The sequence below is a fragment of the Methylosinus sp. H3A genome (assembly GCF_015709455.1).
In the GTDB taxonomy this organism is placed as follows: domain Bacteria; phylum Pseudomonadota; class Alphaproteobacteria; order Rhizobiales; family Beijerinckiaceae; genus Methylosinus.
The window spans coordinates 4,130,718-4,148,311 of the sequence record NZ_JADNQW010000005.1; the positions used below are offsets into that span (position 1 = coordinate 4,130,718).

Annotated in this window: 16 protein-coding genes and 1 other RNA gene; 6 read left to right on the top strand and 11 right to left on the bottom strand. The window is 67.5% G+C overall.

Annotated elements, in window-relative coordinates; translation table 11 throughout:
- Positions 1 to 4: 4 nt before the first annotated feature.
- From mraY to rsmH, 6 genes are read right to left on the bottom strand one after another with little or no spacing between them, the layout of a single operon-like run.
- On the bottom strand, positions 5 to 1,087 hold the full coding sequence (gene mraY, locus IY145_RS22110; RefSeq protein ID WP_196410165.1) for a phospho-N-acetylmuramoyl-pentapeptide-transferase: 1,083 nt from the start codon (positions 1,085 to 1,087) through the stop codon (positions 5 to 7).
- A gap of 12 nt (positions 1,088 to 1,099) precedes the next feature.
- Complete coding sequence (locus IY145_RS22115) at positions 1,100 to 2,518, bottom strand: UDP-N-acetylmuramoylalanyl-D-glutamyl-2,6-diaminopimelate--D-alanyl-D-alanine ligase (protein WP_196410166.1); 1,419 nt, start codon at positions 2,516 to 2,518, stop codon at positions 1,100 to 1,102.
- On the bottom strand, positions 2,515 to 3,966 hold the full coding sequence (locus tag IY145_RS22120; RefSeq protein ID WP_196410167.1) for a UDP-N-acetylmuramoyl-L-alanyl-D-glutamate--2,6-diaminopimelate ligase: 1,452 nt from the start codon (positions 3,964 to 3,966) through the stop codon (positions 2,515 to 2,517). Before IY145_RS22120 ends, IY145_RS22115 begins: the two co-directional genes overlap by 4 nt.
- A complete protein-coding gene (locus IY145_RS22125) occupies positions 3,966 to 5,717 on the bottom strand; it encodes a penicillin-binding protein 2 (RefSeq protein ID WP_196410168.1) in 1,752 nt (583 codons plus the stop codon). Before IY145_RS22125 ends, IY145_RS22120 begins: the two co-directional genes overlap by 1 nt.
- Positions 5,714 to 6,100, bottom strand: coding sequence for a hypothetical protein (locus tag IY145_RS22130; protein ID WP_196410169.1), 387 nt, complete (start codon positions 6,098 to 6,100; stop codon positions 5,714 to 5,716). Before IY145_RS22130 ends, IY145_RS22125 begins: the two co-directional genes overlap by 4 nt.
- Positions 6,100 to 7,110: a 16S rRNA (cytosine(1402)-N(4))-methyltransferase RsmH gene (gene rsmH / locus IY145_RS22135; protein ID WP_196410170.1), complete on the bottom strand. Its 1,011-nt coding sequence runs from the start codon at positions 7,108 to 7,110 to the stop codon at positions 6,100 to 6,102. Before rsmH ends, IY145_RS22130 begins: the two co-directional genes overlap by 1 nt.
- 413 nt (positions 7,111 to 7,523) lie before the next feature.
- On the opposite strand from rsmH, the gene IY145_RS22140 reads away from it, so the two are divergent.
- Entirely contained in the window at positions 7,524 to 8,468 is a 945-nt protein-coding gene (locus tag IY145_RS22140; protein WP_196410171.1) for a hypothetical protein, read from the top strand.
- Complete coding sequence (locus IY145_RS22145) at positions 8,447 to 8,662, top strand: response regulator transcription factor (protein ID WP_196410172.1); 216 nt, start codon at positions 8,447 to 8,449, stop codon at positions 8,660 to 8,662. The genes IY145_RS22140 and IY145_RS22145 overlap by 22 nt, the downstream gene beginning before the upstream one ends.
- Positions 8,663 to 8,670: 8 nt before the next feature.
- On the opposite strand, the gene rnpB is transcribed toward IY145_RS22145, so the two are convergent.
- An RNA gene (gene rnpB, locus IY145_RS22150) (RNase P RNA component class A) lies at positions 8,671 to 9,063 on the bottom strand.
- Positions 9,064 to 9,362: 299 nt separating this feature from the next.
- Between rnpB and IY145_RS22155 the strand changes: the two genes are divergently transcribed.
- Positions 9,363 to 10,556 carry a beta-ketoacyl synthase gene (locus tag IY145_RS22155; RefSeq protein ID WP_210332715.1) on the top strand — a complete coding sequence of 398 codons (1,194 nt, stop codon included), beginning with the start codon at positions 9,363 to 9,365 and terminating at the stop codon, positions 10,554 to 10,556.
- Between the two features lie 5 nt (positions 10,557 to 10,561).
- Here IY145_RS22155 and IY145_RS22160 read toward each other — a convergent pair whose 3' ends face one another.
- On the bottom strand, positions 10,562 to 11,530 hold the full coding sequence (locus IY145_RS22160) for an alpha/beta fold hydrolase (protein ID WP_196410174.1): 969 nt from the start codon (positions 11,528 to 11,530) through the stop codon (positions 10,562 to 10,564).
- Between the two features lie 101 nt (positions 11,531 to 11,631).
- Here IY145_RS22160 and IY145_RS22165 point away from each other — a divergent pair, with 101 nt between their 5' ends.
- Complete coding sequence (locus tag IY145_RS22165; RefSeq protein WP_196410175.1) at positions 11,632 to 12,531, top strand: LysR family transcriptional regulator; 900 nt, start codon at positions 11,632 to 11,634, stop codon at positions 12,529 to 12,531.
- Between the two features lie 10 nt (positions 12,532 to 12,541).
- On the opposite strand, the gene IY145_RS22170 is transcribed toward IY145_RS22165, so the two are convergent.
- Positions 12,542 to 12,982, bottom strand: a complete 441-nt coding sequence (locus IY145_RS22170) for a GyrI-like domain-containing protein (RefSeq protein ID WP_196410176.1) — start codon at positions 12,980 to 12,982, stop codon at positions 12,542 to 12,544.
- Positions 12,983 to 13,028: 46 nt separating this feature from the next.
- Positions 13,029 to 13,523, bottom strand: a complete 495-nt coding sequence (locus IY145_RS22175) for a hypothetical protein (RefSeq protein ID WP_210332716.1) — start codon at positions 13,521 to 13,523, stop codon at positions 13,029 to 13,031.
- Between the two features lie 93 nt (positions 13,524 to 13,616).
- Between IY145_RS22175 and IY145_RS22180 the strand changes: the two genes are divergently transcribed.
- Both IY145_RS22180 and IY145_RS22185 read left to right on the top strand, forming a co-directional pair.
- Positions 13,617 to 14,015 (top strand): carboxymuconolactone decarboxylase family protein, encoded by a 399-nt coding sequence (locus IY145_RS22180; protein WP_196410177.1) that lies wholly within the window; start codon positions 13,617 to 13,619, stop codon positions 14,013 to 14,015.
- A 278-nt stretch (positions 14,016 to 14,293) separates the two neighbouring features.
- Complete coding sequence (locus IY145_RS22185; RefSeq protein WP_196410178.1) at positions 14,294 to 14,806, top strand: hypothetical protein; 513 nt, start codon at positions 14,294 to 14,296, stop codon at positions 14,804 to 14,806.
- A gap of 468 nt (positions 14,807 to 15,274) precedes the next feature.
- Here the strand turns inward: IY145_RS22185 and IY145_RS22190 are convergent, their stop codons facing one another.
- On the bottom strand, positions 15,275 to 17,521 hold the full coding sequence (locus IY145_RS22190) for a primosomal protein N' (protein ID WP_196410179.1): 2,247 nt from the start codon (positions 17,519 to 17,521) through the stop codon (positions 15,275 to 15,277).
- Positions 17,522 to 17,594: the final 73 nt, after the last annotated feature.

Sequence of the window (17,594 nt, forward strand, 5' to 3'; positions counted from 1 at the left end):
GCGCTCACCTCAGCTTCAGCGAGGAGAGCCCGAGAAGGGCGAGCACGAAGGCGATGATCCAGAAGCGGATGACGATCTGCGGCTCGGTCCAGCCCATCTGCTCGAAGTGGTGATGGATCGGCGCCATGCGAAACACGCGCTTGCCGGTGAGCTTGAAGCTCGCCACCTGCACGATGACGGAAGCGCCCTCGAGCACGAACAGGCCGCCGATGATGGCGAGCACGAACTCCTGCTTGATCGCGACCGAGATGGCGCCGAGCAGGCCGCCGAGCGCGAGCGAGCCGGTGTCGCCCATGAATATCTGCGCCGGCGGCGCGTTGAACCACAGAAAGCCGAGCCCGGAGCCGATGAGCGCCGCGCAGACGATGGTGAGCTCGCCCGTGCCGGCGACGTGATTGATTCCGAGATAATCGGAGAAGATCGAATTGCCGACGAGATAGGCGATGATGGCGAAGGCCCCCGCGGCGATCATCGAGGGCACGATGGCGAGGCCGTCGAGACCGTCGGTGAGATTGACGCAATTGCCCGCCGCCACGATGACGAAGGCGCCGAAGGGAATGAACAGCCAGCCGAGCGAGACGGCGTAGCCCTTCAGCAGCGGCAACGCGACCTTCGACATATTCTCGCCGCCGACGGTGGTGAGCGCATAGCAGGCGAGTCCGGCGACGACGAACTCCAGCGCGAGGCGCGCGCGGCCGGAAAATCCCTTGTGCGATTGCTTCGTCACTTTCAGATAATCGTCATAGAAGCCGATCGCGCCGAAGGAGGCGGTGACGAGAATGACGATCCACACATAGGAGTTCTTCAAATTCGCCCACAGCAGAGTGGCGACGAGAAGCCCCGAGAGGATCATGAGCCCGCCCATCGTCGGCGTGCCTTTTTTAGTGAGCAGATGCGAAGCCGGACCGTCCTCGCGAATGGGCTGGCCCTTGCCCTGCTTCAAGCGCAGCGCGTCGATGATCGAGGGGCCGAAGAAAAAGACGAAGAACAGCGCCGTCGCGGCCGCTCCGGCGGCGCGGAAGGTGATGTAGCGGAAGAGATTCAGCGGACCGAACAGATGCGAGTAGTCCGCGAGCAGCGTCAGCATTCGTCTTTTCCTTTACCGGGGCGCTTCGGTTTCGGCCGAGAATTTCGTTCGTATCGCCTCGACGATTCGCGACATGCGCGAACCATTCGAGCCCTTGACCATGACGGCGTCGCCGGGCGCGATCGCCCAGAGCGCGGCTTCCTCGAGCTCGGCGGCGTTGGCGCGATGCGCGCCGCGCATATGCTCCGGCGCGGCGTAGAACAGCCGCGCCATCAGCGGGCCGGCGGTGAAGAGAAGATCGACGCCCGCGGCCTCGAGGTCCGCTGCGAGGCCCGCATGCAATTCCGCCGCGCTTGGCCCCAGCTCGAGCATGTCGCCGAGCACGGCGACGCGCCGCCGCGCGCTCCTCTCCGCGCCGAGCAGCTCGAAGGCCGCGCGCATGGAAGTGGGATTGGCGTTATAGCTCTCGTCGATGAGCGTGAAACTCCCGCCGCCGATCGAGAAGCTCTCGCGCCGACCGCGCCCTTTGGGCGGGGTGAAATCGGCGAGCGTTGCGGCCGCCTGCTCGAGATCTATGTCGAAGATATGGGCGATCGTCAGCACGGCGAGCGAATTCACCGCGAAATGACGCCCCGGCGCGCCGATGCGATAACGCAGGCGGCGGCCGAAAATCTCCGCCTCTGCGAGCTGCTCCTCCGCGTCATAAGAGAGGAGCCGCGCCTGCGCGCCCTCGCTCTGGCCGAAGGAGAAGACATGCGCGGCCTTGGAGGCGGCGGCGCCTTCGAGCAGCGCCTCATAGCTGTCGTCGTCGCGATTGATGATGGCGACGCCGCCTTCGACCAGTCCTGAGAAAATCTCGGCCTTGGCGGCGGCGATGGCCTCGAGCGAATCGAAATGCTCGAGATGCACCGGCGCGACGCGCGTCACCACGGCGACATGCGGCGAGACGAGGGGCGCCAGCGAAGCGATCTCGCCCGCGTGATTCATGCCGACCTCGAAGAGGCCGAAGCGCGTCGACGCCGGCATGCGCGCGAGCGACAGCGGCACGCCCCATTGATTATTGTAGGAGGCGGCCGAAGCATGCGTCTCGCCGAAGCGCGAGAACAAGGTCTTCGCCATATCCTTGGTCGAGGTCTTGCCGACCGAGCCGGTGATGGCGGCGACATAGGCGGAGGAGCGCTCGCGCGCGCGGGCGCCGAGGCTCTCCAGCGACTCCTGCACGTCGCGCACGACATAGAGCGGCGAAAGGTCGCGAAACGCGCTCGCATGGGCGTCGTCGACGACAGCGCCTGCGGCGCCGCGCTCGAAGGCCAGGCGCACGAACTCATGCCCGTCGCGCGCCTCGCCCTTGATCGCGAAGAAGAGATCGCCCGGCGCCAGCGTGCGCGTGTCGATGGAGACGCCGGTGACGTCGCGCGGCAGGCCGCCGCTGATGCGCGCGCGCAGCGCGCCGATCAGCCCCAGACCCGTCCATAGCGCTTGCTGTTTCATTCGATCCCACCCTGCAAGGCCGCCTCGACCGCCGCCCGGTCGGAGAACGGCAGGATCTGATCGCCGACGATCTGGCCCGTTTCATGGCCCTTTCCGGCGACGACCAGCGCATCGCCCTCGCGCAGCCAGGAGACCGCCTCGCGGATCGCCGCGGCGCGATCGCCGATCTCGTGAATCTCCGCCCGCCCGGCGCCGCGCGCGGCCGCGAGAATGGCGGCGCGGATCGTCGCCGGCTCCTCGCTGCGCGGATTGTCGTCGGTCACGACGACGACATCCGCCGCGCGCGCCGCGATCTCGCCCATCAGCGGGCGCTTGCCTCTGTCGCGATCACCGCCGGCGCCGAAGACGACGACGAGCCGCCCTTTCGCCAGCGGCCGCAGCGCGGCGAGCACCTTGTCCAGCGCGTCGGGCTTATGGGCGTAATCGACGAAGACCGGCGCACCGTGGCGCGCGCCGACGAATTCGAGCCGCCCCGGCGCGCCGCGCAATTTTTCGAGCGCCGTGAAGACTTGCGCCGGCTGCTCGCCGCAGGAGATCGCCATGCCGGCGGCGACCAGCGCATTGGAAACCTGAAAAGCGCCGGCGAGCGGCAGAGCGACGTCGAATTCTTCGCCGGCGTGGCGAAGGCGCAATTGCGAGCCGAGCGCATTCGCCTCCACCGCGAGAAGCGAAATGGCGCTTCCCGTCTCGCCGACGCCGAAGATCGTAAGTCCACGCTTCTCGCATATATCGATCACGCGCGCGGCGACGGAACTGTCGGCGTCGATCACCGCCGTTTGTCCCGGCGCGAGCAGAGTGTCGAACAAGCGCATCTTGGCTGCGAAATACTCCTCGAGATCGCGGTGATGATCGAGATGATCGCGCGAGAAATTGGTGAAGGCGCCGACAGAGAGCCGCACGCCGTCGAGGCGACGCTGGTCTATGCCGAGAGACGAGGCCTCGATGGCGAGCCGCGTGACGCCGCGCGCGGCGAGCGCGTCCAAGGTCTGATGCAGCGCCACCGGCCCCGGCGTCGTCAGCGAGCCGTAATGCGCGCCATTTTTGTCGATTACGCCGATCGTGCCGAGCGAGGCGGCGTCGCGTCCGAGCGCGATCCAGATCTGGCGTAGGAAATCGACGACCGAGCTCTTGCCGCTCGTGCCCGTCACCGCCGCGACGATCTCCGGCTGACGCGCAAAAAGCTTCGCCGCCGCATGGGCGAGCGCGGCGCGCACATCCGCGACGACGACGAGCGGCAATTCGACCTCCGCCGCGCGCGGCGCGACGATGACGCGCGCGCCGCGCGCCTTCGCGTCAGAAGCGTAAGCGAGACCGTCGCCGGCGAAGCCCGGCACGGCGAAGAAAGCATAGCCTTCGCGCACGTCGCGGCTGTCGGCCGTGACACCGGCGATCTCTAGATCACCGAGCCCCGCCGCTTGCGCTTCGCCGAGAAGGTCGGAAAATCGCATCAATGCCCTCCCCCGCCATGGGCGGGAATATTGGCCATGCCGTAGCCGAGCCGGGCGAGCAGCGGGAAGGGCTGCGTCGGCGGGTCGAAGCGCGGCGGCAGGCCGAGCAGCGGGCCGACGCGCTCGATGATCTGCGCCGTCACCTGGCCCGAGTTATAGGCGGCCGTGGCGTAGCCTCCGGTCTCCGGCAGGCCCTGCGGCTCGTCCATTATGGTGAGGAACAGATACTTCGGTTTGTCGGAAGGCGCCACCGCCATGAAAGTGGTGAAGAGGCGGGTCTTGGAATAGTGGCCGCCGACCACCTTCTCCGCCGTGCCGGTCTTGCCGCCCACATAATAGCCGTTGATATTGACCTTCTTGGCCGTGCCGATCTCGGCGTTGAGCCGCATGAGATAGCGCATCGCCTCGCTCGTCTCGGGCTTGACCACTTGCACGGCGTCCTTCTTGGCCTCCTCCTCGCTGCGCTTCAGAAAGGTCGGCGCCATCAGATAGCCGCCGTTCATCAGCGCGGAGACGGCCATCATCGCCTGCAGCGGCGCGACGGCGAGGCCGTGGCCGAAGGCGATGGTCATGGTGTTGAGCTCGCCCCAGCTCCTCGGCACGATCGGCTCGGCGCTCTCGGGCAGCTCCGTTCGCATGCGCGTGAGCTGGCCCATCTTGCGCAAAAAGGCCTTGTGGCGCTCGACGCCCTGGCCCATGGCCATGCGCGCCGTGCCGATGTTCGACGAATAGGTGAACACTTCCGGCACGGTGAGCGCGCGGTTTTGCGCGTGATAATCATGGATGCGGAAACGGCCGAAGCTCAAGGCGCCGCGCGCGTCGAGACGCGAGTTGAGATTGACCTTGCCGGAGTCGAGCGCCATGGCGATGGTCAGCGCCTTGAAGGTGGAGCCCATCTCATAGACGCCGACATTCATGCGATTGATATAGCTCAGATCACGCATGTCCGGCGGCTTGTTCGGATCATAATCCGGCAGCGAGGCGAGCGCGATCACCTCGCCGGTGTTGACGTCCATGATCGCCGCGGCGCCGGCCTTGGCCTTGTAATGGGCGACGCCTTTCTCGAGCTCGTCGCGCACGGCGTGCGTCGCCTTTATGTCGAGCGACAGAGCGATCGGCTTCAACTCCTCGGGCGTGAGGCTGAAGCCCGCGTCATGGAGATCGGCGAGACCCTGCCCGTCGATATATTTCTCTATGCCGGCGATGCCGGCATTGTCGATATTCACATAGCCGAGCACATGCGCGGCGGCCGGGCCATTGGGATAGACGCGCTTGTTCTCCGGCACGAGGCCGACGCCCGGCAGGCCGAGATGAAACACCTCGTCGCGCTGCTTGGGCGTCACCTCGCGCTTCACCCAGACGAAGCCCTTGCGCGAGGCGAGACGCTCGCGCAAGTCGCGCGCGTCGACATTGGGCAGCACCGCGGTGAGCAGCTCCGTCGCCTCGTCCTTGTCGATGAGACGGCGCGGCTCGGCGAAGACCGACATGGTCTTCACGTCTGTCGCCAAAATCTCACCGTTGCGGTCGAGCACATCCGGCCGCGACGCCGCGATGGATTCGCCGGAGGCGCGACGCATCGTCGTCGGATCGGGCTTGAAGCCGATGATGACGAGCCGCGCGCCTATGCCGACATAAAGGCAGCAGAAGCCGGCGGCGACGAGGCGCATGCGCCTCCCGGTCTTGCCGAGCGAGGTGGCGAACAGCCCGCGCAGGCCCGGCTTCGCGCGCTTCACTTTGTCGGCGGTCGTCATCGCGGCTTTCCTTTCGGCGTCGTCGGCGCCTCGATCGCGGCGGGCGTCGTCGCCGCGCCGCCGAGGCCGAGCGCATCCAGCTTGCGGCCGATCGAATCTATGCGCTCGGGCTTTTCGGGCAGCGATTGCGCCGTCGCGATCTGCGTGACGGCGACCGCCTTCAGATCGAGATATTTGTCGGCGAGCTCCTGCACGCGCTCGGGGCGCGTCATGAAGGCCCATTCGGCGCGCAACACGGCGATGGCGTCGCGCTCGCTCTTGGCCTCGCGCTTCATCTTGTTGATCTGCTCGGCGCGCAGCATCGTCTGATATTTGATCGAATAGGCGTAGAAGCCCGAGCCGATCAGCGCGAGAATGGCGACGACATTGAGAAAGCGCAGCATCAGCGTCTCCCTTTCACGCGTTCCGGCAGGCGGGCGAGGCGCGCGAGCGTCTCGTCGATCGCGCGCGCCGGCGCCTCGCTGCGCGTCGCAAAACGCAGCTTGGCGGAGCGCGCGCGCGGATTTGTGGCGATCTCCCGTTGCGAAGGCGTCACCGGCTGGCGTCCTTCATTGGTGAAAGTCCGCGGCGGCGGAACCGGCTCGCCCGGCAGGAGGCGCGAGCGCGTCTCGCCGCGCCCCGAGCGCTCGGCCAGGAACTGTTTCACGATGCGGTCCTCGAGCGAATGAAAAGTGACGACGGCGAGCCGTCCGCCCGGCTTCAGCACGCGCTCCGCGCCGGCGAGCGCGGCGACCAATTCTCCGAGCTCGTCATTGACGGCGATGCGTAGCGCCTGAAAGCTCTTCGTCGCCGGGTGAATGTCGCCGGGCTTTCCCGGCGCCGCGCGCTCGATGATCTGCGCCAGCGCGCGCGTCGTCTCTATGCGGCCCTGCTCGCGCGCCTTGACGATGGCGCGGGCGATGCGACGCGAGGCGCGCTCCTCGCCGTAGTGATACAAAATATCGGCGAGCGCCTCTTCCTCCGCCTCGGCGATAATGTCGGCGGCGCTCACTCCGCGCCCCTCCATGCGCATGTCGAGCGGCCCGTCGTTGCGGAAGGAGAAGCCGCGCGCCGCCTCGTCGAATTGCATGGAGGAGACGCCTATATCGGCGACGACGCCATCGAGCGGCGCCAGCCCCATGCGCTCGGCGACCTGCGCCAGCTCGGAGAAGCGCGCCTCCACCAGCGTCAGCCGCCCGCCCGCCGCCTCCACCAGCGCATAGCCGTTGCGGATGGCGGTCGGATCGCGATCGAGCGCCAGCACGCGCGTGTCCGCATGCGCGAGCAGCGCGCGCGTGTAGCCGCCCGCGCCGAAAGTGGCGTCGAGATAGACGCCGCCCGCCTGCGGCGCGAGGGCGGCGACCGCCTCCTCGAGCAGCACGGGAACATGCCGCTCAGCGCCGCTCGCCGTCATCTCACCTCTCCGTCCGATCCGAAAATTGCGCCGCCCGGCCGGGCCGCGTCTGTCCGACGCGCCCCCCAGAGCGGATATTTGGCGTCGGCGCGCCCGCCTGCCGAGCCCGTGCGGGCGCGAAGACGCGCCAGCGCGCCCGCGCGGCCGGCCCGCCTTATTCCCGAAAGACGTGTCATCGCTCTGAACAACAACGCATATCATGAAAGACCACGGACGACGGAGACGGCGCGGGCGGCGCGACGCTTGCGATCATTAGGCGTCGTCAGGGTTAAGAGAGCGTTGACGCGGGCGCCGGTCCGACGAAAGCCGTTAGCCATGGGCTCTACGCGCCGCGCCGATTTCGGTCTACTATCCCTGCGGCCGCGTTCGCGCTCGCCTATTGCGACGAATTCTTTTTCGACGAGGACATTGCGATGGACATAGAGAAGCTCGCCCTTTTTTCCGCCGCCGTGGGCAAGATCTACGACGCTGCCCTCACGCCTTCGGCGTGGCCGCAGGCGCTGGAGGCGATCAAGGCGCTGCTGGAGACCCGCACAGTGGCGCTGATCTCCTACGATATTCTCGACCGCACCCCGCCCTGGGACTGGCATGTCGGCTATGATCCAGAGTTCACGCGCCTCTATTTCGAGAAATATTACATCCAAAATCCCTTCACCGACGAAGTCGCCCGGCTGGGCGCCGGCGAGATGGGCAATTCCGCGAGCCGGGACGATTATGGCGCGCTGCTCGAGACGGAGTTCTACAAGGGCTGGATGGAGCCGCAGGGCTATGTCGACGGCGCCGTGCTCTGCGTCGACAAGGCGCTGCGCACGCTGTCGACCATCGTCCTGGTGCGCGACGATACGCGCGGCGTCTTCGACGAGGAGGCCATGGCGATTCTCGCTCTGCTCTATCCGCATATCCGCCGCGCCGTTCTGATCGGCCGCGTGCTGGGCGAGGCGGAGGCGCGCGCCGAATCCCTCTCCGCCGTGCTGGACAGTCTCGCTTCCGGCGTCTTCCTGCTGACGCAAAAAGGCGGCGTCGCGCAGGCCAACGCCGCCGGCCTCGCCATGCTGGAGCCCGGCGGCCCGGCGAAAAACGTCAATGGCCGGCTCGACCTCGCCGAGGATGACGCCAATCGCGCCCTGCGCCGCGCGCTCGGCGGATCGGCTCAGCCGTCCGAGCTCGGCGGTCAGGGCGTCGCCATTCCCATCGACGTCCCCGGCGGCGAGTTCATGGCGCATCTGTGCTGCCGCTGGACGCCGAGCGCCGCAGCGCCGTCGCGGCGGGCGCTGAGGCGGCTTTCATCCTCTTCCTGCGCAAGCTCGATCCCACGGGCGCCGCGGCGGCGGCGGAGGTGGCGCGGCGCTTCGGCCTGACGCCGCAGGAGACGCGCGTGCTGCGCGCCGTGGTCGATCTCGGCGGCGTGCCGCTGGCCGCCGAAATTTTGGGCGTCGCCATCAGCACCGTACGCACCCATGTCACCAATATTTTCGACAAGACCGGCGTGCGCAGCCAGGCCGGTCTCGTCCGCGTGCTGATGGAGGCGGCCTCGCCCTTCGCGGAGCGGTAAGGAGAATTGACGCCAGTCGGCCTATAAGCCGGGTTCTGTATGGCGCGGTCGGGTCGCCCCTTCCACGCGCGATGGCCATTCCTCTGGGACGACGCTTGCGCGCCGCCTCTAGCGACCAACCCGGGCGACGGCCCGGAGACGGGCCGGGAAATATCGCTATTTCCAGTCGCCCCTATTCGGTCTTGCTCCCGGCGGGGCTTGCCATGCCTCGGACGTCGCCGCCCGAGCGGTGCGCTCTTACCGCACCCTTTCACCCTTACCGCGGGCCCGAGGGTCGCGGCGGTTTGCTTTCTGTGGCGCTTTCCCTGGGGTCGCCCCCGCCGGACATTATCCGGCGCCGTGTCTCCGTGGAGCCCGGACTTTCCTCTGCCCCGAAAGACAGCGGCCATCCAGCCGACTGGCTGAGGAGGGAATAGGGAGCCCGGAGGGGAAGGTCAAGCCGGGTCCAGAAACCGCGAGCCGATGCGCCCCGGGGCGGCCGGTGTCAGTAGAATCCCTGACAAATCCGCGGCCTACAGGCCTCTGCGGCGCCGCGCCGCGCGCCTTTTGGGGGAAAAGAGGGGTCGCCCGCTTGCATGCGACACGACCCTCACGGCAAAAAGGACTATCGTCCGGCCAGTCGGACCATTGGCGCAAGAGCGCCGCAGCGGAGCGAAAGTCGAGGTTGGCGACAGCGGTGAAACAAGATGCGAGACGTGTCGTGGTCGCGGGCATGGGCGCCGTCTCGGCCGCCGGCGTCGGGGCGCAGCCTCTTTGGGAGGCGGCGCGCGACGGCCGCTGCCAGGTCCGCCCGCTGAAGCTCGCGCGCCCCTATGGCGGGCGCATCAAGATCGCCGCGCAACCGCCCGATTTCGATCCCCTCGCCTATCTCGAGCCCGAGATTCTGCCCTATTGCGACCCCTTCACCCAATATGCGGTCGTCGCCGCCGACGAGGCGATGGCGCAGGCGGGCTTCGGCCGCAAGGACATCGGCGGGCCGCGAACGGCCGTCGTCATCGGCTCCGGCATAGGCGGAGCCAAAACGATCGACGACGAGGCCCATAAGGAATATCAGACCCATGAGCGCGCCGATCCGCTGACCGTGCCGCGTCTCATCCCCAGCGCCGCGCCGACGATGCTCGGCATGCGCTATTCCTGCAACGGGCCGACCTTCACCATCGCCAGCGCCTGCTCCTCCGCGAGCCAGGCGATCGGCGTCGGCCTGCAGATGATCCGCTCCGGCGCGGCCGATCGCGCCATCGTCGGCGGGGCGGAGGCGGCCGTCATCAATGGCTCGCTGCGCTCCTGGGAGGCGCTGCGCGTGCTGACGCCCGATTGCTGCCGGCCCTTCTCGGCCGGACGCAACGGCATAGTGCTCGGCGAGGGCGCCGCGATCTTCGTGCTGGAGACGGCCGAGCTGGCCCGCGCGCGGGGCCACGAGCCTTTGTGCGAGCTCGCCGGCTATGGCACGACGAGCGACGCCTTCGATCCGCTGCGGCCCAATGTCGAAGGGCCCTCCGCCGCCATGCGGCAGGCGCTCGAGGACGCCGGGCTCGGGCCCGACGACATCGACTATCTCAACGCGCATGGCACCGGCACCCACGCCAATGACATCACCGAGTCGGAGGCGATTTTGCGCGTCTTCGGCGAGCGCGGCGCGCGTCTGCCGGTCTCCTCCACCAAGCCGATCCACGGCCATGCGCTGGGCTCCTCCGGCGCGCTCGAGCTCGCCATCACCATTTTCGCGCTGCGCGCCCAACTCGCCCCGCCGACGATCCACTTCAAGGGGCCGGACCCCAAATGCCCGATCGACCCCGTGCCGCATGAGGCGCGCCGCGTGCCGATCCGCGCGGCCATGTCGAATTCCTTCGCCTTCGGCGGCATCAACGCGGTGCTGGTGGTGCGGCGGGCGTGACGCCGTCACGCGGCGAGAAATCGCTCCACTTCCCGCCAAAAAATCTCCGGCGCTTCGTCGGCGACGAAATGGCCGCTCTCTTCGACGATGATCGAGGAGAGCGCGCTCGCCTGCGGGCGTAGCGCCTCGGCGAGCCGCGCGCCGACGCCATGGCGGCCGGCGATCGCCAGCGCCGGCATGTCCAGCCTGCGATCCGCTAGCTGCTGCACGAAACGCGCATCCTCGGGAAGCGCGCGATAATAGTCGAAGCCCGCCGTCATGCCGCCGGGCCTCGCATAATGACGCGCGAATTCCGTGATCGCCGCCTCGCTCACCGCATCTTTGCGAAAAGACCAGGCGCGGATTTGCGCGGCGATATAGTCCCTCTCCCGCCCCTGCGTCAGCAGCTCGGGAATCTCGCGCGCCATGTGAAATCCGTAATGCCAGGCGCCGCCGCGCCGCGCATCCATATTCTCGGTTCCCGGAACGAGGCAGTCGACGAGAATGAGCCGGGCCACTTTCGCGGGATGCAGCAGCGCGAGCACATAGGCGGCCTTGCCGCCCATGTCGTGGCCGATCACATGCGCGCGTCCGCCCGCGACGCGATCGATGAGCGCGGCGATATCTTCGGCGATGCTGCGCTTGTCATAGCCGGAGGGCGAACGCTCGGACGATCCGAGCCCCCGCAGATCGGGCGCGATGACGGTGAAGCGGCGCGACAGGCGCTCCATCGTCGCGCGCCAGGCGAACCATGTCTGCGGCCAGCCGTGGAGCAGCACGACCGGCGGCCCCGCGCCGAGCGCGACATGATGCAGCCGCAGGCCATCGACCTCGAAGAACCGGCTCTGAGCCCCCTCCGGCAAGAGCCGTTCCGACAAGAGCCGCTCCGGCAAGAGCCCATCCGACAAGCGCCCCCCCGACTCCTGCGCGCGCGCAAAACCCTGCGCCGCTGCGGCTCCGGCGGCGGCCAGAAATACGCGCCTGTCGATCGTCATCGTCTCTCTCCCGGTTGAAATCGTCACCGAAGAGAGTTGCCGATCCTCCGCCATGCGTCTATCGACAGGCGCGACACGATTACCATAACCGATGGTTATGCATGGACGTCGCCGCCGCCCTCCGCGCTTTTGTCCGCATCGTCGAGCGCGGCTCGATGACGGCGGCCGCCGCCGATCTCGGCGTGTCGCAGCCGGCCATCAGCAAGCTGCTGCGCAATCTCGAGGCGCATGCGGGCGCGCGCCTCCTCGAGCGCGGCCCGCGCGCGCTGCGCCCCACCGCCCAGGGCCTCGCGCTCTATGAGGCGGCCGGCGGCCCGCTCGCGGCCATAGACGCGGCGCTCGAAGCGCTGCGCGGCGACGGCGCCGCGATCTCCGGCGAATTGCGCCTGCACGGCCCGAGCTGCATCGGCGAAGGCCATTTGCATCGCATCGTCATGGCGTTTCAGGATTCGCATCCCGCCGTCGCCGTGACTCTCTCGCTCGAAAATCGCGCGGTCGATCTCATATTCGAGAATGTCGACCTCGCGCTGCGCATGGGTCGGCCGAGCGAGCAGTCGCTGATCCAAAAGCGCATCGGTTTCAGCCGGCGCATTCTCGTCGCCTCGCCCGCCTATCTCGCGCGCGCCGCTCCCCTGCGCGATATCGCCGATCTCGCGACGCACGACCTCCTCGTCACCGACGCCTCGCTGCGCAATGGCGCGCTGCGCCTGCGCAAAGGCGAGACCGCGCGAGACATCGCCGTGCGGCCCAAGCTCACGACCAATAGCGCGCAAGTCCTCGTCGATGCGCTGCGCGCCGGACGCGGCGTCGCCACCGCGCAACTCCTGCTCGTCGCCGACGAGCTGCGCAGCGGCGCGCTGATCCGCGTGCTCCCGGACCATGAGATCGAGCCGAGCGAATTCTTCCTCGTCTATCCTTCGACGAAATTCCTGCGCCCCGTGGTGCGCGCCTTCGTGGATTTCGCGACGCCGGCGCTGCGCCGCATCGAGGGGATTTTCTGAGCAGCAGGCCTCACGCTTCGCAAATCGGCAGCCACAGGCGCATGCGTCCGTCCCGCCCGAGATGCTGATCGATCATGCCGACGGCGCGCGATTCCGCAAAGCCGCGCCGGTCGCGCTCCTTCATCAGAAGGGTGTAGGCGGCGCTGGCGTCGCCACCCGGATGCGAAATGACGAGACAGCGCAGCGTCGGCGCTGCGAAGACTGCGAGATCGGGCGGCGCCGTCTCGCGCCGAACGCCGCAAAAATGCCGGAACCCGTCGGCGCGGTCGATCCAGGAGAGGCCGAAGACCTGTTCGTCCTCCGCGAGCTCGAGGCGCAGGCGAAGCGCCTCCATGCGCGCGACGATCACGCCGGTCGCAGCCTCGGCGAAGGAGCCCTCCCAAGAGAAACCGACGAGCCGCGTGGCGGGAAAATCCTCGAGCGTGATGGGTGAAGTCGTCGCGTCGGTCATGCGCCGTCCTATCAAAAGACCCGAAACGCGGCAAATCGCTCCGGCCTCACGGCTTCGCGCAGGCGGTGATGAATTTGCGCAGCTTTTCCGCCGCGCCTGTCAACGGCGCCGATTGCTTCGACGGCGCGATCGTCGCGACCAGCGTCTCGCCGGCGGCCATGGCCTCGAAGATCGGATCGCTCACGGAGAGCCGCCCCTCGAAGCTCGGAACGCCCGCCTCCTCATTCGGCAGCAGCTTGCCGGCGACTTTCGCCTGCGTCGCGCCGACCGCCAATAGGGCCGTCACACGCGCGCCGGCCTTCAGCCTCTCGCTCGTCTCGGCGATGAACAGCGTCGCGAAGCCGCTCCGCCGCTCGCAATGAAACCCGCCGAAGGAATCGTCGCTCTCCGGCAGGCCATAATTCAGATAGGCGCGGCCCGGCTTCGTCTCGTCCACGGAGAATGTCCAGACGCGCCCCTGCTGCGCCGCCGCGAGCGGGGCCGCCACGAGAAAAGCCAGAACGAGCGCGGCGCGCCTCGCCTGCGCGAATTTGCCGATCATTTGCGTCTCCCTGTCCAGTCTCTGCGCATGCGCGACGATCGCGTGGGCGCTATAATCGCGCAAAACATCCGACGAGAGAAAGCGAGACAACGCATGGCCACTGTCACTCTGCTCGCCGACGACGCGCTCTCGCCGGAGGCGCGCGCCGTCTTCGACGATATTCGCGCGACGCGCAAAAGCGATTTCGTGAATAATTTCTGGCGCGCTCTGGCGCATGATCCGGTCACGCTGAAGCGCACATGGGAGAGCATAAAGGCGGTGATGGGACCGGGCGTATTGGACCCGAAGGTGAAGGAGATGCTCTATATCGCCGTCTCCATCGCGCATGGCTGCTCCTATTGCATCCACTCCCACACGGCGAGCGCGCGCGCCAAAGGCATGACCGAAGCCGAATTCCACGAGCTGCTCGCCATCGTCGGCATGGCCTCGGAGACCAACCGCCTCGTCACCGCGCTCGGCGTGGAGGTGGATGCGGAATATGAGGTGACGTGAGGGGCCGCGCGTGACACAGACGCATCGAGCGTCGACTTCGACGCCCAATTCGCCCGGCCGCGCGTCATTGCGAGCGCAGCGAAGCAATCCAGAGCCGCGCCGCGAAGTTTCGCCAGCATGCGCTCGCGACCCTGGATGACTTCGTCGCTTCGCTCCTCGCAATGACGGCGGGATAGCGGGAACGAGTTGAGTTTCCGAGATGCGCCAAAAGCTGACCTTCGCTTGATCGGGACCAGATTTGATGTGACAGTGTTTCAAGTCAAAATTCCGAAAGTCGCATGCACAAGAAAGCGGATTTCGCCCGAACATTGGTTCTGGGAAACAGCGGCTCTGGCAAAAGCTGGCTGTCAGAACAACTTGCCAAGATGCTCGGAGTTCAAGCCATTGACCTTGACTCCATTCACTGGGAGCCGGGCGGCTATGGCGTCGCTCGCGACAAGCAACTCGCCGTTAACATGGTCCGACAAACCGCCACAAGAGAAACCTGGATTATCGAAGGTGTTTTTGGTTGGCTTGCACAAGAAGCCGTCTCAAGGGCAACGACGCTGATCTGGCTTGATATTCCCATCAGTGAGTGCATCGACAATATACAACAACGTGGTCCACGCCGAGGCGGGGACGAAGAGGCCTTCGCCGCTCTACTGGCTTGGGCGACAGACTATTCACACCGAAAAACGTCGAGTTCATTCGCGGGACATGAAGGGCTTTTTGCGGCTTTCCTCGGCCAGAAGGTACGGCTCTTTTCCCGCAAGGACGTCAGCCAATTTCTTTCCAACGTTCAGCGCCTCTAGTCCGCTTTGGGTCAAAGACGGAAATCCGACCGCCCGCACAGCCCGCCTTGACACATCCTGAAAATATTCCTATATCCCTCCCACTCCCGCCCACAAAGGGCGCGTTCCTCGGGTCGTGGGGCGCGGGCGGGGGGCGGCTCCATCCGGGATGGCGACCCCCCATCCATGGACAGGCAGCGCGTCGCCGGACGGCGTTCTTCTCCCGTCCATAGGGAGAAACAAGAACCGCTCCGTGATCCCAGGCCGTCGGACTCGATCGCGTCTTGATCGAGAAACCCCAGGATTCGCGGGTCCGACCAAGCCTCGGGATGTCGACGAGAACGACAACCGCGGTTCGGGACGCTTCGGACCCGATGAAACTCTTCGCGCACCGGCCGTAAGGGGCCGGAGCGTCCTGAACCGCCCTTTCCTCCTCCGCGCCGCGTGAGCCGCCCGGGACGCTTCGGCGTTGCTGAATATGTTCCTATATCACCAAAAGCTCTGCGGATCGACATCCACCGCCACGCGCACGCCGCCGCGCTCTTTGGGCGCAGCCGCCAGCATGGCGCGCAGATAGGCCTGCAGATCGGCGCTTTTGGGCGCCTTCACCAGCAGGCGGAAACGATAGCGCCCGCGGATGAGCGAGATGGGCGCCTCGGCCGGGCCGAGCACCACGATCTCATCGGCCTCCGGCAGGCCGCCGGCCGGCGCGACGCGATAGCGATCGGTCGAGGGCAGCGAATGCCCGGCCCGCGCCAGCGCGCGCGCATGGGTCTCGGCGGCGCCAGCGTCCTTGGCCGAGACGATCAGCGCCGCCAGCCTTCCGAAGGGCGGCAAGCCGGCGCGCTCGCGCAAGCGCGTTTCTTGCGCGTAAAACGCCTCCGCCTCGCCGGAGAGGATCGCGCGAATGACCGGATGATCGGCCTGCCAGCTCTGGATCAGCGCGCGGCCCGGCCTGTCGCCCCGCCCGGCGCGGCCGGTGACTTGGTTCAAGAGCTGAAACGTGCGCTCGGCCGCGCGCGGATCGCCGCTGCCCAGGCCAGAATCGGCGTCGACGACGCCGACCAGAGTGAGAAAGGGGAAATTATGCCCCTTGGCCACCAATTGCGTGCCGATGACGATATCGAAAGCGCCGGCCGCGATCTCGGCGAGCTCGCGGCGTAAACGCTCCTGCCCGCCCGGAAAATCCGAGGAGAGCACCAGCACGCGGGCGTCGGGAAAGAGGATCGCCGCCTCTTCGGCGAGTCGCTCGACGCCCGGCCCGCAGGCGGTGAGAGAATCCTCCGCCTCGCATTCCGGGCACACATTCGGACGGCGCTCGACATGGCCGCAATGATGGCAGACGAGCGCGCGGCGAAAGCGATGCTCGACGAGCCAGGCGTCGCAATTCTCGCAGCGGAAGCGATGGCCGCAGCTGCGGCACAGAGTCAGCGGCGCATAGCCGCGCCGATTGAGGAAGAACAACACCTGCTCGCCGCGCGCGATCGTCTCCTGCGCCTCTCTGGCCAGTCGCGGCGCGATCCAGCGTCCGCGCTCCGGCCCTTCGCGGCGCATGTCGATCGCCTCGATCAACGGCATGGGCCGCGCATTGGCGCGGGCGGTGAGGCGCAAATGCTCATAGCGGCCCGTCTGCGCATTGACGCGCGTCTCTATGGAGGGCGTCGCCGAGGCGAGAGCGATTGTCGCGCCCACGAGCCGCGCGCGCACAACGGCCATGTCGCGGGCGTGATAGGCGACGCCGTCCTCCTGCTTATAGGCGGCCTCGTGCTCCTCATCGACGACGATGAGCCGCAGATTCTCAAAGGGCAGGAACAGCGCCGAGCGCGCCCCCGCCACCACCTTCACATCGCCCAGCGCGACGCCGCGCCACAGCCGCGCGCGCTTGCGCTCGGAGACGCCGGAGTGCCATTCGGCGGGCTTGGCCCCGAAGCGCGCGGCGAAGCGCTCGAGGAATTGCGCGGTGAGCGCGATTTCCGGCATCAGCACCAGCGCCTGGGCGCCGGCGCGCAACGCCTCGGCGACGGCCTCGAAATAGACTTCCGTCTTGCCGGAGCCGGTCACGCCCTCCAGCAGAAAGGGCCGATAGCCGCCCAGCTTCACCGCGCTCGTCAACGCCTGCGCGGCCAGTTGCTGCTCGGCGTGGAGCGACCCAGGCGCGTAATCGGGATCGAGCGCGGCGGCGACCGGCTCGGGCGGCAGCGCGATGGCCTCCAGCGTGCCCTCGTCGACGAGCGCGTCCACGACGCCATTGGAGCAGGCGGCGGCGCGGGCGAGCTCGCCCTTGGGAAAAGTCAGCCCGCCCTTCGCCGCGGCGATGACGCGCGCGCGCGCCGGCGTCATGCGCTCGGGCGGCGGGCCCGCGAGCCGGTAGCCGATTCGGGGCGTCTCGGGAGCCGCCTCCTCCACCGCGCGGGTGGCGAGACGGAGCGCCATGCCGCGCGGCGCCAGCGTCCAGCGCGCCACCCAATCGACGAAGGCGCGCAGCTTGTCGTCGAGCGGCGGCCGGTCATATTTGGCGATCACGCTCTTGAGATTGCCGGGCCCGGCGGCGCCCGCCTGCGCCACCGACCAGACGACGCCGAAGGATTTGCGCGTCGCGAGCGGGACTTCGACACAGTCGCCGGGCGAAAGACGCAGCGCCGGGGGCGCGAAATAGGAATAGGCCATGTCGACGGCGACCGGCAGCAGAATCTCGACGATCTGCGCGCCTTCGAATGTGTCCGCCTCGCCGCTCATGGGCGCTGTCTTAGCGCGCTTTGCGCTCGATCGAAAACGGTCGAGCGCGAAGACGGCTCGCGGAATTGGACGC

Excerpts from the sequence above, each read along its gene's own strand:
- mraY (WP_196410165.1), bottom strand. The coding sequence starts at position 1,087 with ATGCTGACGCTGCTCGCGGACTACTCGCATCTGTTCGGTCCGCTGAAT.
- IY145_RS22115 (WP_196410166.1), bottom strand. The coding sequence starts at position 2,518 with ATGAAACAGCAAGCGCTATGGACGGGTCTGGGGCTGATCGGCGCGCTG.
- IY145_RS22120 (WP_196410167.1), bottom strand. The coding sequence starts at position 3,966 with ATGCGATTTTCCGACCTTCTCGGCGAAGCGCAAGCGGCGGGGCTCGGT.
- IY145_RS22125 (WP_196410168.1), bottom strand. The coding sequence starts at position 5,717 with ATGACGACCGCCGACAAAGTGAAGCGCGCGAAGCCGGGCCTGCGCGGG.
- IY145_RS22130 (WP_196410169.1), bottom strand. The coding sequence starts at position 6,100 with ATGCTGCGCTTTCTCAATGTCGTCGCCATTCTCGCGCTGATCGGCTCG.
- rsmH (WP_196410170.1), bottom strand. The coding sequence starts at position 7,110 with ATGACGGCGAGCGGCGCTGAGCGGCATGTTCCCGTGCTGCTCGAGGAG.
- IY145_RS22140 (WP_196410171.1), top strand. The coding sequence starts at position 7,524 with ATGGACATAGAGAAGCTCGCCCTTTTTTCCGCCGCCGTGGGCAAGATC.
- IY145_RS22160 (WP_196410174.1), bottom strand. The coding sequence starts at position 11,530 with ATGACGATCGACAGGCGCGTATTTCTGGCCGCCGCCGGAGCCGCAGCG.
- IY145_RS22165 (WP_196410175.1), top strand. The coding sequence starts at position 11,632 with ATGGACGTCGCCGCCGCCCTCCGCGCTTTTGTCCGCATCGTCGAGCGC.
- IY145_RS22170 (WP_196410176.1), bottom strand. The coding sequence starts at position 12,982 with ATGACCGACGCGACGACTTCACCCATCACGCTCGAGGATTTTCCCGCC.
- IY145_RS22175 (WP_210332716.1), bottom strand. The coding sequence starts at position 13,523 with ATGATCGGCAAATTCGCGCAGGCGAGGCGCGCCGCGCTCGTTCTGGCT.
- IY145_RS22180 (WP_196410177.1), top strand. The coding sequence starts at position 13,617 with ATGGCCACTGTCACTCTGCTCGCCGACGACGCGCTCTCGCCGGAGGCG.
- IY145_RS22185 (WP_196410178.1), top strand. The coding sequence starts at position 14,294 with ATGCACAAGAAAGCGGATTTCGCCCGAACATTGGTTCTGGGAAACAGC.
- IY145_RS22190 (WP_196410179.1), bottom strand. The coding sequence starts at position 17,521 with ATGAGCGGCGAGGCGGACACATTCGAAGGCGCGCAGATCGTCGAGATT.